Annotated in this window: 14 protein-coding genes; 8 read left to right on the forward strand and 6 right to left on the reverse strand. The window is 71.7% G+C overall.

The window, feature by feature from the left end; translation table 11 throughout:
- The first annotated feature begins 8 nt into the window (after positions 1-8).
- From MOTC310_RS29725 to MOTC310_RS29740, 4 genes are all read left to right on the forward strand, one after another.
- Positions 9-647, forward strand: coding sequence for a 2,3-bisphosphoglycerate-dependent phosphoglycerate mutase (locus MOTC310_RS29725; RefSeq protein ID WP_331304358.1), 639 nt, complete (start codon positions 9-11; stop codon positions 645-647).
- Positions 648-1,295: an alpha-ketoglutarate-dependent dioxygenase AlkB gene (locus tag MOTC310_RS29730; protein ID WP_331304359.1), complete on the forward strand. Its 648-nt coding sequence runs from the start codon at positions 648-650 to the stop codon at positions 1,293-1,295. It abuts the gene before it with no gap.
- On the forward strand, positions 1,292-2,650 hold the full coding sequence (locus tag MOTC310_RS29735; protein ID WP_331304360.1) for a DUF817 family protein: 1,359 nt from the start codon (positions 1,292-1,294) through the stop codon (positions 2,648-2,650). The genes MOTC310_RS29730 and MOTC310_RS29735 overlap by 4 nt, the downstream gene beginning before the upstream one ends.
- Before the next feature lie 75 nt (positions 2,651-2,725).
- Entirely contained in the window at positions 2,726-3,694 is a 969-nt protein-coding gene (locus tag MOTC310_RS29740) for a hypothetical protein (protein ID WP_331292240.1), read from the forward strand.
- A gap of 4 nt (positions 3,695-3,698) precedes the next feature.
- Here the strand turns inward: MOTC310_RS29740 and MOTC310_RS29745 are convergent, their stop codons facing one another.
- From MOTC310_RS29745 to MOTC310_RS29755, 3 genes are all read right to left on the reverse strand, one after another.
- A complete protein-coding gene (locus MOTC310_RS29745) occupies positions 3,699-5,318 on the reverse strand; it encodes a gamma-glutamyltransferase family protein (RefSeq protein WP_331304361.1) in 1,620 nt (539 codons plus the stop codon).
- 154 nt (positions 5,319-5,472) lie between these two features.
- Positions 5,473-5,895, reverse strand: a complete 423-nt coding sequence (locus MOTC310_RS29750) for a hypothetical protein (RefSeq protein WP_331304362.1) — start codon at positions 5,893-5,895, stop codon at positions 5,473-5,475.
- 136 nt (positions 5,896-6,031) lie between these two features.
- Positions 6,032-6,877 carry a hypothetical protein gene (locus tag MOTC310_RS29755; RefSeq protein ID WP_331304363.1) on the reverse strand — a complete coding sequence of 282 codons (846 nt, stop codon included), beginning with the start codon at positions 6,875-6,877 and terminating at the stop codon, positions 6,032-6,034.
- Between the two features lie 321 nt (positions 6,878-7,198).
- On the opposite strand from MOTC310_RS29755, the gene MOTC310_RS29760 reads away from it, so the two are divergent.
- Both MOTC310_RS29760 and MOTC310_RS29765 read left to right on the forward strand, forming a co-directional pair.
- Complete coding sequence (locus MOTC310_RS29760) at positions 7,199-8,236, forward strand: aspartate-semialdehyde dehydrogenase (RefSeq protein WP_024827863.1); 1,038 nt, start codon at positions 7,199-7,201, stop codon at positions 8,234-8,236.
- A 127-nt stretch (positions 8,237-8,363) separates the two neighbouring features.
- Positions 8,364-10,196, forward strand: a complete 1,833-nt coding sequence (locus MOTC310_RS29765; RefSeq protein WP_331304364.1) for an alkaline phosphatase family protein — start codon at positions 8,364-8,366, stop codon at positions 10,194-10,196.
- 203 nt (positions 10,197-10,399) lie between these two features.
- On the opposite strand, the gene MOTC310_RS29770 is transcribed toward MOTC310_RS29765, so the two are convergent.
- The 3 genes from MOTC310_RS29770 to MOTC310_RS29780 all read right to left on the reverse strand — a co-directional run bounded on the left by MOTC310_RS29770 (position 10,400) and on the right by MOTC310_RS29780 (position 11,930).
- Positions 10,400-10,678, reverse strand: coding sequence for a DUF2312 domain-containing protein (locus MOTC310_RS29770; RefSeq protein WP_026604676.1), 279 nt, complete (start codon positions 10,676-10,678; stop codon positions 10,400-10,402).
- 116 nt (positions 10,679-10,794) lie between these two features.
- Entirely contained in the window at positions 10,795-11,103 is a 309-nt protein-coding gene (locus MOTC310_RS29775) for a DUF1244 domain-containing protein (protein WP_331304365.1), read from the reverse strand.
- Positions 11,104-11,165: 62 nt separating this feature from the next.
- A complete protein-coding gene (locus tag MOTC310_RS29780) occupies positions 11,166-11,930 on the reverse strand; it encodes an N-formylglutamate amidohydrolase (protein ID WP_331292232.1) in 765 nt (254 codons plus the stop codon).
- A 178-nt stretch (positions 11,931-12,108) separates the two neighbouring features.
- Between MOTC310_RS29780 and MOTC310_RS29785 the strand changes: the two genes are divergently transcribed.
- Positions 12,109-13,428 carry a glycerate kinase type-2 family protein gene (locus MOTC310_RS29785; RefSeq protein ID WP_331304366.1) on the forward strand — a complete coding sequence of 440 codons (1,320 nt, stop codon included), beginning with the start codon at positions 12,109-12,111 and terminating at the stop codon, positions 13,426-13,428.
- Positions 13,394-13,876: a DUF1036 domain-containing protein gene (locus MOTC310_RS29790; protein WP_012317153.1), complete on the forward strand. Its 483-nt coding sequence runs from the start codon at positions 13,394-13,396 to the stop codon at positions 13,874-13,876. The genes MOTC310_RS29785 and MOTC310_RS29790 overlap by 35 nt, the downstream gene beginning before the upstream one ends.
- Positions 13,877-13,998: the final 122 nt, after the last annotated feature.

Raw genomic sequence — 13,998 nt, forward strand, 5'->3', positions numbered from 1 at the left:
CGCCCTCGATGGAGCGGCTCCTCGTCCTCGTCCGGCACGGCCAGAGCGAGTGGAACCTCCGGAACCTGTTCACGGGCTGGCGCGATCCGGACCTGACCGAGCGCGGCGTCGCCGAGGCCCGGGCGGCCGGACGCGGCCTGAAGCGGGACGGATACGGGTTCGACGTGGCCTTCACCTCCGAGCTGGTCCGCGCGCAGCGGACCTGCGCGCTGATCCTCGAGGAGATGGGCCTCTCCGAGATCCCGGTCCTGCGCGAGCGCGCCCTCAACGAGCGCGATTACGGCGACCTCTCCGGCCTCAACAAGGACGAGGCCCGCGCCCGCTGGGGCGACGCGCAGGTCCACGCCTGGCGCCGGGGCTACGACGTGCGGCCGCCGGGCGGCGAGAGCCTGAAGGACACCGCCGCGCGGGTGCTGCCCTGCTACGTCGCGACGATCCTGCCGCGGGTGATGGCCGGCCGGCGGGTCCTGGTGGCGGCCCACGGCAACTCGCTGCGCGCCCTGGTCATGGTGCTCGACGGCCTGAACGAGGCGCAGGTGCCGGATCTTCAGATCCGGACCGGCGTGCCGCTGGTCTACCGGCTGAACGCCGACACCACGGTCGCGTCGAAGACCGTGCTGGAGCAGGACGTCGACGCGGGAAGCTGAGTGGCGACGGAACTCGCTCCCGGCCTGATCCACCATCCGGGCTACCTCGACGCGGCCGCCCGCGCGCGGCTCGCCGACGAGGTCGCCGCGATCCTCGCGGAGGCGCCGTCCGTCACGCCGCGGATGCCCCGGACCGGGAAACCGTTCTCGGTGCGGATGTCGAATGCCGGCCCCCTCGGCTGGGTGTCGGACGTCGCGGGCTACCGCTACCAGCCGAACCATCCCGGGACAGCGCGGCCCTGGCCGGCCCTGCCGCCGACCGCCCGCGCCGCCTGGGACGCGCTGGCGTCCTATCCGGCGCCGCCGGAGGCCTGCCTCATCAATCTCTACGCGCCCGGAACCCGCATGGGCCTCCACCAGGATCGCGACGAGGCGGATCTCGCGGCGCCGGTCCTGTCGCTATCCCTCGGCGCGGCGGCGCTGTTCCGCTACGGCGGCCTGCGCCGCTCGGATCCGACCCGATCGATCCGCCTGCAGGCCGGCGACGCGCTGGTGATCGGCGGCCCCTCGCGGCTGGTCTTCCACGGCATCGACCGGCTCTACCCGGTCGGCGACCTGCTGGGAGCGGGGGACGAGCCCGGTTTCCTGCCGCCCGGCGGCCGCTGCAACCTCACCCTGCGGCGCGTCACGGCGCCGGTCCCGCCATGACGCTCGAGCGGGAGCCGGGCCCGGACCCGGCCGCGATATCCGGCGGGATCCCGGGTCGGCGCGTCAGCGCGGCGGCCCAATGGCCGGCCATCGCCGGCTTCATCGCGGCCGAGGCGCGCCTTCAGGAAGCCGCTCTGGCGCGCGGCCGCCTCGCGGCCGGGCTTTACGAGTTCGTCCGGTTCGGGCTGAAGCAGGGCTGGGCCTGCCTGTTCGGCGGCCTGCTCCTGGCGCTGATGCTCGGCACGCGCCTCCTCTGGCCGGCCCACGCGCCGATCGCCCGGTACGACGCGCTGTTCCTCGCCGCGTTGGCGCTCCAGGTCATGCTGCTGCGGCTGCGAATGGAGACGTGGTCGGAGGCCCGGGTGATCCTGGTCTTCCACGTGATCGGCACGGCCATGGAGATCCACAAAACCGCGATCGGCAGTTGGGTCTACCCGGAGGCGAACCTGTTCCGGCTCGGCGGGGTCCCGCTCTTCACCGGCTTCATGTACGCGGCCGTCGGCAGCTACCTCGCCCGGGTCTGGCGGCTGTTCGATTTCCGCTTCACGCGCCACCCGAGCCCGCGCCTGCTCGCGGTCCTGTCGGTGGCGATCTACGTCAACTTCCTCGTCGATCATCGCGGCATCGACCTGCGCGTCGCCCTCATCGCGGTCGCGGCCGCGGCCTTCGCCCCCGCGACCGTGTATTTCAAGGTCTGGCGGGCGCACCGCACGATGCCGCTGCTGCTCGGCCTGCTGCTCGTCGCGCTGTTCATCTGGTTCGCCGAGAATCTCGGCACGCTCTCCGGCACGTGGCTCTACCCGAACCAGCGGCAGCACTGGTCGATCGTCCCGGTGGCCAAGCTCTCGTCCTGGTTCCTGCTGATGATCGTCTCGTACACGCTGGTCGCCCGGGTGAACGGCGTCGCGACCTGGCCGGCCGCGTCGCCGTCGCCGGCGCGGCAGGACCTGCCGCTCGCCCGGACGACCCATCTCGGCCTCGCGGCCGCCGTGATCGCCCTGGGGCTGCTGCTGCGCGTGCCGAACTGGGGCCTTCCGCTCGCCCTCCACCATTACGGCGGCGGCGTCCTGTGGGGCGCGATGCTGTTCCTGCTGGCCGCCGCCCTGCGTCCCGCCGATTGGGGATTGCGCAGCTGCCTGATCGCCGCCTTCACCGCCGCCGCGATCATCGAGTGCGGCCGGCTCGTCCATGCCCCGGCGCTGGACGCCTTCCGGGCTACGCTGCCGGGCCAGCTTCTCCTGGGCTCGATCTTCTCCCCGTGGAATCTCTGCGCCTACGCCCTCGGGATCGGGGCGGCCGCCGGCCTCGCGGTTTCCCTTCATCGTGATCGCAGGCGCGCCGCGTTGCCGGCTTGACAGAACAGGTCGCCCGGCAGACCCATCGCGTGCGGACTAACCCCAAGTTGGGTCCACCTGGAGAACCGGTTTTCGATGCGGATGCGCAACCTGACGCTGCGTCTCGGACGGGTTCTGTGCGCGGCCGCGCTGGCGGCGAGCCTCGGCTCGGTGGCCCGGGCCGGCGATCCCGTCTACCCCGCGGGCTCGCGCTTCGGCTTCGACCCCCCCGCCGACATGTCGCTCTCTCGGCGCTTCTCGGGCTTCGAGCGGAAGGAGGGCGGCGCGACCGTCTCCGTCGTCGAACTGCCCCCGAACGCCTTCGCGGAGCTGGTCAGCGGCTTCACAGACGCCAACCTGCTCAGCCAGGGCTTCGCGGTCGAGAAGCGCGAGGAGGTGAAGATCGGCGACAACGAGGGGATGCTCTACACCGGTGAGCAGCCCGCCGATCCGGGCTCGTCCGCGCCGGCGATCCGGAAGTGGATCCTCGTCGTCGGCACGCCGACGGTGACCGGGCTGATCATCGCCCAGGCGCTCCCCGACGCCGAGACCGAGGCCTCGATGCGCAGGATGGTGACCGGCATCACCCTCCGGCCGGCCCTGACGCTGACCCAGCAGGTCGACGCGCTGCCCTTCCGCATCGCCGACATGGCGGGCTTCCGGCCGGTGCGGGTGATGGCCGGCAACTCGGTCCTCCTCACCAGCGGGCCGAAGGACCAGATGCAGAGTCTGGAGCAGCCGATCCTCGTCCTGGCTCAGGCGGTGCAGCAGCCGCCCGCGGCGGAGCAGCGGGACGGCTTCGCCCGCGCCGCCCTGGCCTCGAACCAGACCATGAAGGACTTCGTCATCGAGCGGGCGCAGAGCTACCGCTCGAACGGCGTCGACTGGCACGAGATCGTGGCCCGCGCCCTCGATCAGCCGACCAACCAGCCCGTGGTGGTCATGCAGACCATCCGGTTCGCACCGGATGGCTACATCCGCGCCCTCGGCGTCGTGCGGCAGGATCAGCGCGACGGTGTCCTCGCCAAGTTCCGCCAGGTCGTGGACAGCCTGCAGGTGAAGTAGCGGCTCACCAGACAGCGGCCTGCCCGTCGCGGCGCGGGTCGCTCGCCGCCACGTAGCCCTCGACGGCCGGGTCGCCCATCCGCCAGATGAACTGGCCGGCGCCGAAATCCTGGTAGCTGTCCTCGATCACCTCGAGCTTGTGGCCGAGGGCCTTCAGGCGCTCCAGGGTCGCTCCCGGCATCGCCGCCTCGACGTTGATGTCGAGACCCTCGTTCACCCGCCACCGCGGCGCGTCGCAGGCCGCCTGCGGATTCTGGCCGTGATCGATCATCCGCACCAGGGTCTGGACGTGACCCTGCGGCTGCATGTTGCCGCCCATCACGCCGAAGCTCATCACAGGCGCGCCGTCCTTCGTGAGGAAGCCCGGGATGATGGTGTGGAACGGGCGCTTGCCGGGCGCCACCACGTTCGGGCTCTCCGGATCGAGCACGAACCCGTAACCGCGGTTCTGCAGGGAGATGCCCCAGCCCGGAACGACCACGCCGGAACCGAAACCCATGAAGTTCGACTGGATGAAGCTCACCATCATGCCGGATTCGTCCGCGGCGGTGAGGTAGATCGTCCCGCCCGCGGGCGGCTTGCCCGGCCCGAAGACCTGGGCGCGATTCCGGTCGATCAGCTTGGCGCGCTCCGCGAGGTAGGCGGGGTCGAGCATGGCCTCCGGCGTCACCTCCATCCCGCGCGGGTCGGCGACGTACCGGTAGGTGTCGCTGAAGGCGAGCTTCATCGCCTCGATCTGGAGATGCTGCGAGTCCGGCCCGTCCACCGGCAGTCCGCCGAGATCGAACTGTTCGAGAAGGCCCAGCGCGATCTGCGCCGCGATGCCCTGTCCGTTCGGCGGGATCTCGTGCAGCGTGTAGCCGTGATAATCCTTCGCGGTCGGCGTCACCCATTCGGGGCGGAACGCCGCGAGGTCGGCGGCGGTCATCGCGCCGCCATGCGCCCGCGCGTGCGCGGCGATCGCCTCCGCGATCTCGCCGCGGTAGAAGGCCTCACCCTTGGTCTCGCCGATCAGTCGCAGGGTCTTCTCGGCACCCGGGAAGGTCACGAGCTCTCCGACATCCGGCGCCCGGCCCCGCGGCAGGAAGAAGTCGGAGAAGCCCGGCTGGCGGGTGATCGCGTCGATCCGGGCCGCGGCCGCCCATTTCTGCTGGACCACGACGGGCGCGAGGTAGCCGCGCTCGGCGATGCGGATCGCGGGCTGCATCAGGTCGGCGAAGGGGAGGCGGCCGAAGCGCTCGCTCAGCGCCGCCCAGGCCGCGACCGCGCCCGGCACCGTGACCGAGTCCCAGCCGCGCATCGGCGGCCGCTCGGCGGTGCCGTATTTCCGCAGGAAGTAGTCCCGGCTCCAGGCGGCCGGGGCCCCGCCCGACGCGTTGAGCCCGTGCAGAGCCTTCCCGTCCCACAGGATGCAGAAGGCGTCGGAGCCGAGGCCGTTGCTGCAGGGCTCGGTCACGGTCTTGGCGGCCGCCGTTGCGATCGCGGCGTCGACCGCGTTGCCGCCGGCCTGGAGCATCTGGATGCCGGCCTGCGCGGCCAGCGCGTGCGAGGTCGCCACGCAGTTGCGGCCGAACATCGGCATCCGCAGCGACGGATACCCGGTCACCCAGTCGAACGGCTTCATGGCACAGTTCCCGGCCTCGGCAGCCCACGCGCTCCCGCGGCCTTTGGCATACAGGATATCCGCCGCCGGTGAAGGCGCGGCCGGACAGGGACCAAACGAAAAACGCGGGCCCGAGGACCCGCGCTTCGCGAACGTTATGCTGGCTGGAGACCGCTCAGTAGGGGCGGCCGTAGAGCGGCGAAGTCGGATCCAGCCGGTCGACGAAGGAGAGGTCGACGTTGCGGATCGCCGAGGAGCGGGCGCCGATGAACGGACCGTTGGTGATCGGATCCGGCAGGATGCCGCGGCCGAAGCGATCGGTCGGGCCGTAGGGCGGGGTCAGCTGGTTCGACGCCGCGATCAGGTAGGGGTTCAGGGCCGGGTTGCGCGAGCCGCCGGCGCCCGGAACGTTCGAGGTCAGCGGCACATTGCCGGCGTCGAGCCAGCTGCGCGGGCGCACGCGGATCGGGAGCGGCCGGCTGACGCGGTAGATCGGGCCGGGGACGTAGCCATCCTGCGCCTGGGCAGGCGCGGAGGCCAGAGCGCCGAGGCCGGTGGCGGCGAGGACGCCGAGAAAGGCGATCTTGAGCGAGCGCATGGCCAACCTTGTCCTTGAGTGCCATCAGTATGGCGACCGAAGCTTAACAGTTCGCCGCCTTTGACGATAAGACGCTTGGGCGAGGCTGTTGTTCCGCTCTTATGGCTGAGCTTGTGCGTTTTGCCACACTCCGGCCTCATTTTTTATTCTGCGGCCGCCGGATCAGCGACCCGGTGCGGCCCTGAGGCTCAGGGACGGCCGCGAGCGGGCACGCGCCAGCGGCGTCGGGCAGGGCCGCGAAGGCCGCCGTCGCGTCGGCGTCGGCCAGATCGACGAGGCTCAGCGCGTCGAGCGTGCAGCCGAGGGCCTGCGGCTCCGGCGGGCGCGCGAGGGGCGCGCAGAGCCAGCCGTCGAGCTGGAACGCCGTGTCGCGGGTGACGAACCCCGTGCAGGTCCGCTGCGCCGGGCCCGCGAAGGTCACCTCCAGGGTCTCGATCCCGCCGAACTTGGTGCGGATCTGGCCGCGCGCGCCGGTTCGCGCCACCGCCAGGGCCGGACGGTCGAGGGCCGGACCGTTGGCCGCGCGTCGCGCCATCAGGACGAAGAGCGTCGGCGGCGGGCCCGAGACGGCTCCGCGGGTGAGCTGGACCCGCAGGGCCGGCGCCTCGATCGCCGCGACGTCGCCGCGCGTGAGCGTGTCCTCGCGCAGCCCGGTCCGAGGGTCGACGCGGGCGGTGACGCGCACCGGATCCAGCCCCGGCTCCGCGAGGCCGAACTGGGCGACCGAGGCCGCGGGCGGCGCCGGCGAGGCCCGCATCGAGGGGACGAACGCGACCTCCGCGGCTGTCGGTGCGGCGGGCGCTAGAGCCGGGGCCTCGCCGGGCCAGCGGGGAAGGGCCCACAGCAGGACGATCGCGACCGCGGCCAGGGCGATGCGCAGGCCCAGGGACCCCGGTGAGCTCGGGCCGTCCGGCGCGCGCGCGGCCCGGCCGCCCGCCATACCGAGCCCGATCCGATCGACGAGGGGCGCTGTTCCGGTCACGGCCGTGCTCCGTAGCGACCGCGGGCCGCGGGATGGGCGGCCAGGGTCGCGCCGAAGGATTGATTTCCCTTTCCGGGGCCGAGGCCGTCACCGGGTTTCCGAGGGCAGGGTGAATCGAGCGTTGCGCGGTCACCGGCCTTGACAGCGCGTGCCCATGCGCGCCTTGCTCGCCCCGGCCGTCGCCCCCACCTCCGCTGAGGACGGGGTCTGCGGCCGCGCCCGTTTTGGCGGGCGCGTCCGGCACGAACGATCCTTCGGCCGATTGGTCTGGCACAGGCGCGGCACCCGGATCGGTCGGGGTTTTCCGCGCGGAGACGAGAGATGGGTTACAAGGTCGCCGTCGTCGGCGCCACGGGCAACGTGGGCCGCGAGATGCTCGATATCCTGGCCGAGCGGGCTTTCCCCGCCGACGAGGTCGTGGCGCTGGCCTCGCGCCGCAGCCAGGGTCAGGAAGTCTCCTACGGCGACAAGACGCTCAAGGTCAAAACGCTGGACACGTACGACTTCTCCGACACCGACATCTGCCTGATGTCGGCGGGCGGCGAGGCGTCGAAGGAGTGGTCGCCCCGCATCGGCCAGCAGGGCTGCGTGGTCATCGATAACTCGTCGGCCTTCCGCTACGACGCCGACGTGCCGCTGATCGTGCCCGAGGTGAACGCCGACGCGGTGGTCGGCTTCACCAAGCGCAACATCATCGCCAACCCGAACTGCTCGACCGCGCAGCTGGTCGTCGCGCTGAAGCCCCTCCACGAGGCGGCGACGATCAAGCGCGTCGTCGTGTCGACCTACCAGTCGGTCTCCGGCGCCGGCAAGGAGGCGATGGACGAGCTGTTCAACCAGACCCGCGCCGTGTTCACCGCCGGCGAGATCAAGCAGGGCGGCAAGTTCACCAAGCGCATCGCCTTCAACGTCATCCCCCACATCGACGTGTTCATGGAGGATGGCTACACGAAGGAAGAGTGGAAGATGGTCGCCGAGACCAAGAAGATGCTCGACCCGAAGATCAAGCTGACGGCGACCGCCGTCCGCGTTCCGGTCTTCATCGGTCACGCGGAATCGGTGAACATCGAGTTCGAGCAGCCGCTCTCGGCCGAGAAGGCCACCGAGATCCTGCGCGCCGCCCCCGGTGTGCTGGTGATCGATAAGCGCGAGAACGGCGGCTACATGACGCCCCACGAGGCGGCCGGCGAGGACGCGACCTACATCTCGCGCATCCGCGAGGATGCGACGGTGGAGAACGGCCTGAACTTCTGGTGCGTCTCGGACAACCTCCGCAAGGGGGCCGCCCTCAACGCGGTGCAGATCGCCGAGGTGCTGGTCAACCGCAAGCTGCTGAATCGGGCCAAGCGGGCCGCCTGAGACCGTCCCCCCTCCCGCCGGGAGGGGGAACCATTCGACGGATCCTTGGGACACGATCCCTAGGATCGGTCACGCGCCTGTCATCGTTCAGGCGCACGCCGCGGACCGGATCACTCGGAGATTCGGTATGCGGCGCGTCATCGGCTTCTGCCTCGTCGGGCTGACCATCGCCGGATCGGCCGGGGCCGAGCCGCAGCCCCGCAACGTCGTGCTGTTCATCGCCGATGGGCTCCGCGACGGCATGGTGAGTGCCGCGAACGCGCCGGCGCTGGACGGCCTCATGGCGGCCGGGGTGCGGTTCACCAACACCCATTCGCTGTTCCCGACCTTCACCATGCCGAACGCCACCGCCATGGCGACGGGCCACATGCTCAGCGATACCGGCCAGTTCGGGAACACGATCTACACAGCCTTCCCGATGCCGGGGGCGGGCGAGAGCCTCACGCCGTTCCTGGAGAGCGACCCGGTCCTCGGCGACGTCGACGCCCATTTCTCCGGGAACTACCTGAACGAGGAGACAATCCTGCGGGCCGCCCGCGCCCAGGGGCTCTCGACCGCCAGCATCGGCAAGCTCGGGCCCTCCCTGGTCTTCGACCACACCGCGCGCTCCGGGCAGGACAGCATCCTGGTCGATGACAGCACGGGCCGGCCCGGCGGCATCCCGCTGAGCGAGGAACTCCGCGCGCGCCTCGGCGCGGCCGGCCTGCCGCTGCAGGCGCCGACGCGGGGCGCCAACGGCCAGGCCGGAACCGCCGAGGTGCCGGGGACCGTCGCGGCCAACGTGGAGCAGCAGGGCTACTTCACCGGCGTGGCCACCGAGGCGGTCTTGCCGCTGTTCAAGGCCCGCGGGAAACCCTTTGTGCTGGTGTACTGGTCGCGCGATCCCGACGGGACGCAGCACAACCAGGGCGACAGTCTCGGGCGCCTGGTCCCGGGGATCAACGGTCCGACCAGCCTCGCGGCGATTCGCAACGCGGATTCCAACCTCGCCGCGCTGCTCGCGGCGCTGAAGTCGCAGGGCCTGGCGGAGAGCACCGACGTGATCGTCACCTCCGACCACGGCTTCTCCACCATCTCCAAGGAGAGCGCGACCAGCTTCGCCGCGACGCAGACCTACCGGGGCGTCCCGAAGGGGCAGCTCCCGCCGGGCTTCCTCGCCGCGGACCTCGCGCACGATCTCGGGCTCGCCCTGTTCGATCCCGACGCCAAGGGCGCCAAGCTCGGCCCCGGCGCCTTTCCGAGCCGCGCCAACGGCCTGATCGGCGCGGATCCGGCCAAGCCCGCCCTGGTCGTCGCGGCCAATGGCGGCTCCGACCTCGTCTACCTGCCGGACGGCGACCGGGCGCTGGCGCGCCGCGCGGTCGAGGCCCTGGCGCGGCAGGACTACGTGAGCGGCCTGTTCGTCAGCGCGGCTCTCGGTCCGATCCCGGGGACGCTCCCGCTCTCGGCCATCGCCCTCGACGGGTCGGCGCTGACGCCGATGCCGGCCATCGTGGTCAATTTCCGAAGCTTCTCGACCGGCTGCGCCGATCCGACCACCTGCGGGGTCGAGGTGTCCGACACCGGGCTGCAGCAGGGTCAGGGCATGCACGGCAGCTTCTCCCGCGCCGATACCCGCAACGTCATGGGCGCGGTGGGGCCGAGCTTCCGGGCCGGGCTCCGGAGTCCGGTGCCCGCCAGCAACGCCGATCTCGGCAAGACCATCGCCCGGATCCTGGGCCTGACGATACCCGGCAAGGGCCAGCTGGTCGGGCGCGTGCTGACCGAGGCGCTGGTGAATGGCGGCACGCCGACCTTCGCCCGGGCGGTGCTGCGCTCGGAGCCGGACGCGGCCGGCCTCGTGACGGTGCTCGCCTACCAGACGGTGGGCGAGACCCGGTACTTCGATGCCGCCGGCTATCCCGGCCGCACCCTCGGCCTCGACGTCCCGGCCCCGTCGGCCGCCGCGGAGACGCGCTGAGCGCCGCGCCGTCCTGCCCGAAGGGCGGAAGGCACGGGAAGCTGTCCGACCCAGCCCCGTCCTGAGGGGGCGGCGTCAGCGGCCCTCCGAGCGTTCGCGGGACCGCGGCGGTTGCCGGCCGGCTCCTTCGAGGCCTCCGCTGCGCTCCGGCACCTCAGGATGATGCTCGCGGACGGGAGGGGAGGCGGTGCCGCGCGGCCCGGCTACGCCATGCCGAGGGCCTGCATGTAGAGCTCGAGGATCGCCTCCTGCTCCTGGCGCTCGCTGTGGTCCTGCTTGCGGATGCGCAGGATCGTGCGGACCGCCTTCGCGTCGAAGCCGCGGCCCTTCAGCTCGGCGAACACCTCCTTGATGTCGCCCATGATGCCGGCCTTCTCTTCCTCGAGGCGCTCCAGGCGCTCGATGAACTGCTTCAGCTCGTCGGCGGCCACGCCCTCGGCCGACGAGACGTCGCCGCCGGGCCGCTGCGCGGCGGTGGGCATCGAATGGGCGTTCATGGGGCTCTCCCGAATGCACGGCGCGGTTGCGCCCTGGACCCGTGGTTAATGGGCCGGCCTTACCGGAAGCTTAGCCGATTCGCCGCGGGCCGGCCGCCGCCTCAGTGGTCCTTGGCCTGCGCGGCCGCGAAGCCCGCCTGCTGCTCCGGGCTCGCCTCCGCCTGGAAGCGCGCCTTCCACTCGGCGTAGGGCATCCCGTAGATCGCCTCGCGGCTCTCGTCCTTGGTCAGCGCCACGCCCGTCGCGTCGGCGGCGTCCTTGAGCCAGTTCGACAGGCAGTTCCGGCAGAAGCCGGCCAGGTTCATCAGGTCGATGTTCTGCACGTCCGTCCGGTTGCGCAGATGCGCGACCAGGCGGCGGAACACCGCGGCCTCGAGTTCCGTCTGGGTGCGGGGATCGATCTCGCTCATCGGTGGCAACTCTCTTCGGGTCGGGCGGTCCGACCCCGATTTCGGGACCGGCCGGACGGAGATCAAGCCGCGAGCAGCGGGCGCAGGACGCGGGCGAAGCGCGCGGCCCATTCCGCCTGCCCGTCCGCGCCGGCGATCAGGTCCTGGCGAATCTCCACGAGGGCGTTGGCGAGCCCCCGCGCGGTGGCGTGGCGGTCGATCGTGTCCCCCGGCAGGCCGCCGCCGTAGGGCTGGTTATCGCCCACGGTCAGCCCGGCGGGATCCGCCTCGAGCGCGCGGATCAGGGGGCGGGCGAAGCGCTCGTCCCGGTCGTACAGGATCCCGACCTGCCAGGGCCGGGCGATGCCGCGCCAGTAGGGCGTGAAACTGTGCATGGTCAGGAGCACCGGGGGCCGGCCGGATGCCTGGGCGGCGGCGATCGCCGCGTCGATGGCCGCGTCGAACGGCGCGTAGAAGCGGGCGATCCGAGCCTGCTTGCCGGCCTCGTCGATCCGGGCATTGCCCGGCACCACGGCGCCGTCGGACAGGCGCATGACCAGGGTCGGATCGGCGCGCCCGCGGTTCGGGTCGATGATGAGACGGGAGAAATTCGTGAGGATCGCCGGGGCGCCGAGCTGCGCCGCGAGGCTCCGGGTCACCGCCGCCGCGCCGATATCGTAGGCGATGTGCCGGGCGTATTCCGAGGCGGGCACGCCGAGCGCGATGTCCGGCGGCACGAAGTTCGAGGCGTGGTCGCAGGCGATGACGAGCCCGCAGGCGGGGTCGCCGGGTAGGATCTCGCAGGGATGCGCCGGCGGGACGGCCGCTTCTGTCTCCGGTCGGGTCACGGGGCTCCGAGGTCTTCAGATCTGTGCGAGGGCGCCGATGGCGCTTGCCGTCGCGCGGCCGCTCGGGCAGATCACCTATCAAGGATCGTGCGCTCACGGCAAGAAACGGGCCCGCCGCCCAGGGAAGAAACGGGCGGGGATCGCGCGACACAATGGAGAGAGGAGCCCGTTCGACGCCATGACCGAGACCGTTCCGCCCGTCACCGACGCGGCCAACCGGGACCAGCGCGCGCTCCTCGATTCGATCCTCACGGCCGCGATCCGCGCCGCCCATCCGGATCTCTGCCTGCCGCCGCACCTGCCGGAGCCGAGCCCGGGCCGTCTGATCATCCTGGCCGCCGGCAAGGCCGCCGGGAGCATGAGCGCCGTGGCGAGCCGCTTCTACCGGCAGAAGCACGGGCTCGGTGACGACCGGATCGTCGGCCTCGCCGTGGCGCGCCACGGCTACGGGCAGGAGGCGCCGGGCATCCACATGGTCGAGGCGGGCCACCCGGTCCCCGACGAGGCCGGTATCTCGGCGACCCGGGAGGCGCTGCGGCTCGCCACCGAGGCCGGGCCGGACGACGAGGTTCTGGTCCTGCTCTCGGGCGGCGGCTCGGCCAACTGGATCGCCCCGGCGGGCGACCTGACCCTCGTCGAGAAGCAGGCGATCACCCGGGCGATGCTCCGCTCCGGCGCGCCGATCGGCGAGATCAACACGGTGCGCAAGCACATCTCGCGGATCAAGGGCGGACGCCTCGCCCTGGCGGCCCGCAACGCCCGGCGCGTCCTCACGCTGGCGATCTCCGACGTGCCCTTCGACGATCCGGCGGTGATCGCCTCCGGGCCGACCGTGCCCGACCCGTCGACCCTGGCCGATGCCCGGGCCATCTGCGAGAAGCGCGGCATCCCGCTGCCCGAGGAGGCGGTGCGCCTCCTCAACGACCCGAACAACGAGACGCCCAAGGCCGGCAATCCCGCCTTCGCACGGGCCGAGTACCGCATCATCGCCCGGCCGATCGACGCCCTGAACGCCGCCGCCGAGGCGGCCCGCGCCGCCGGCTACGAGCCGATCCTGCTGGGCGCCGATCTGGAGGGTGAGGCCCGCGAGGTCGCGGCCGAGCACGCAGTCGAGGCGAAGCGCCACAAGGCGGCGGGCCGGCGCGTCGCGCTGATCTCCGGCGGCGAACTGACCGTCACCATCCGCGGCGAGGGCCACGGCGGTCCGAACCAGGAATACGCCCTGGCACTGGCGGTGGCGCTCGACGGAGAGCCCGGCATCTTCGGGATCAGCGCCGACACCGACGGGACCGACGGCGGACGGGGCCTCGCCACCGACCCGGCGGGCGGTCTCGTCGACCCGACGACCCTGGAGCGGGCCCGGGCCGCCGGCCTCGACCCGGCCGCGATGCTGGAGCAGAACGACTCCACCGCCTTCTTCGCGGCTCTCGGCGACCTCGTGAACCCCGGTCCGACCTGTACCAATGTCAACGACTGCCGCATCATCCTCGTCAACTAGGTCTCGCGTCTCGGCGGCTCAGCTCCTCCCGGCAGTCACGGTCCTCGGCCTCGCACTCCTCGGCGCGAGTCCTGCCCGGGCGGACCTGCGCCTGTGCAACCAGACCGCCAGCAAGGTCGGGATCTCGCTGGGCTACCGCGACCCCCAGGGCTGGGTGACGGAGGGCTGGTGGGATCTGGCACCGAAGGCCTGCGAGACGCTGCTCAAGGGCGCGCTGGCGGCACGGTTCTACTACGTCTTCGCGGTCGACTACACGCGCGGCGGCGAGTGGAGCGGCCGTTCCCTCATGTGCACCCGCGATTCGGAATTCACGATTCGCGGCATCGAGGATTGTCTCGCCCGCGGCTACGACCGGAACGGCTTCTTCGAAGTCGATACCGGCGAGCAGAAGAGCTGGACCATCCAGCTCACCGATCCCAACCGGGCCGACGCGCCGGCGAAACCGTAATGTGAGGGCGGGGGCCGAGACTTCGGCCTTGACGTTGTCCGGCACGGGATGCTCACAGCCGATCTGCGCTCTTCGAGCCAGATCTTCGAACCGCCGGCGCTCGACGCTGCGCGGCAACGAAC

Source organism: Methylobacterium oryzae, assembly GCF_036441375.1.
GTDB lineage: Bacteria > Pseudomonadota > Alphaproteobacteria > Rhizobiales > Beijerinckiaceae > Methylobacterium > Methylobacterium oryzae_A.

What these genes read in the sequence shown, in the direction of transcription:
- MOTC310_RS29770 (WP_026604676.1), bottom strand. Translation starts at nt 10,678, where the DNA reads ATGCCCACCGCCGCGCAGCGGCCCGGCGGCGACGTCTCGTCGGCCGAG.
- MOTC310_RS29750 (WP_331304362.1), bottom strand. Translation starts at nt 5,895, where the DNA reads ATGCGCTCGCTCAAGATCGCCTTTCTCGGCGTCCTCGCCGCCACCGGC.
- MOTC310_RS29765 (WP_331304364.1), top strand. Translation starts at nt 8,364, where the DNA reads ATGCGGCGCGTCATCGGCTTCTGCCTCGTCGGGCTGACCATCGCCGGA.
- MOTC310_RS29775 (WP_331304365.1), bottom strand. Translation starts at nt 11,103, where the DNA reads ATGAGCGAGATCGATCCCCGCACCCAGACGGAACTCGAGGCCGCGGTG.
- MOTC310_RS29745 (WP_331304361.1), bottom strand. Translation starts at nt 5,318, where the DNA reads ATGAAGCCGTTCGACTGGGTGACCGGGTATCCGTCGCTGCGGATGCCG.
- MOTC310_RS29735 (WP_331304360.1), top strand. Translation starts at nt 1,292, where the DNA reads ATGACGCTCGAGCGGGAGCCGGGCCCGGACCCGGCCGCGATATCCGGC.
- MOTC310_RS29740 (WP_331292240.1), top strand. Translation starts at nt 2,726, where the DNA reads ATGCGGATGCGCAACCTGACGCTGCGTCTCGGACGGGTTCTGTGCGCG.
- MOTC310_RS29760 (WP_024827863.1), top strand. Translation starts at nt 7,199, where the DNA reads ATGGGTTACAAGGTCGCCGTCGTCGGCGCCACGGGCAACGTGGGCCGC.
- MOTC310_RS29785 (WP_331304366.1), top strand. Translation starts at nt 12,109, where the DNA reads ATGACCGAGACCGTTCCGCCCGTCACCGACGCGGCCAACCGGGACCAG.
- MOTC310_RS29790 (WP_012317153.1), top strand. Translation starts at nt 13,394, where the DNA reads ATGTCAACGACTGCCGCATCATCCTCGTCAACTAGGTCTCGCGTCTCG.
- MOTC310_RS29725 (WP_331304358.1), top strand. Translation starts at nt 9, where the DNA reads ATGGAGCGGCTCCTCGTCCTCGTCCGGCACGGCCAGAGCGAGTGGAAC.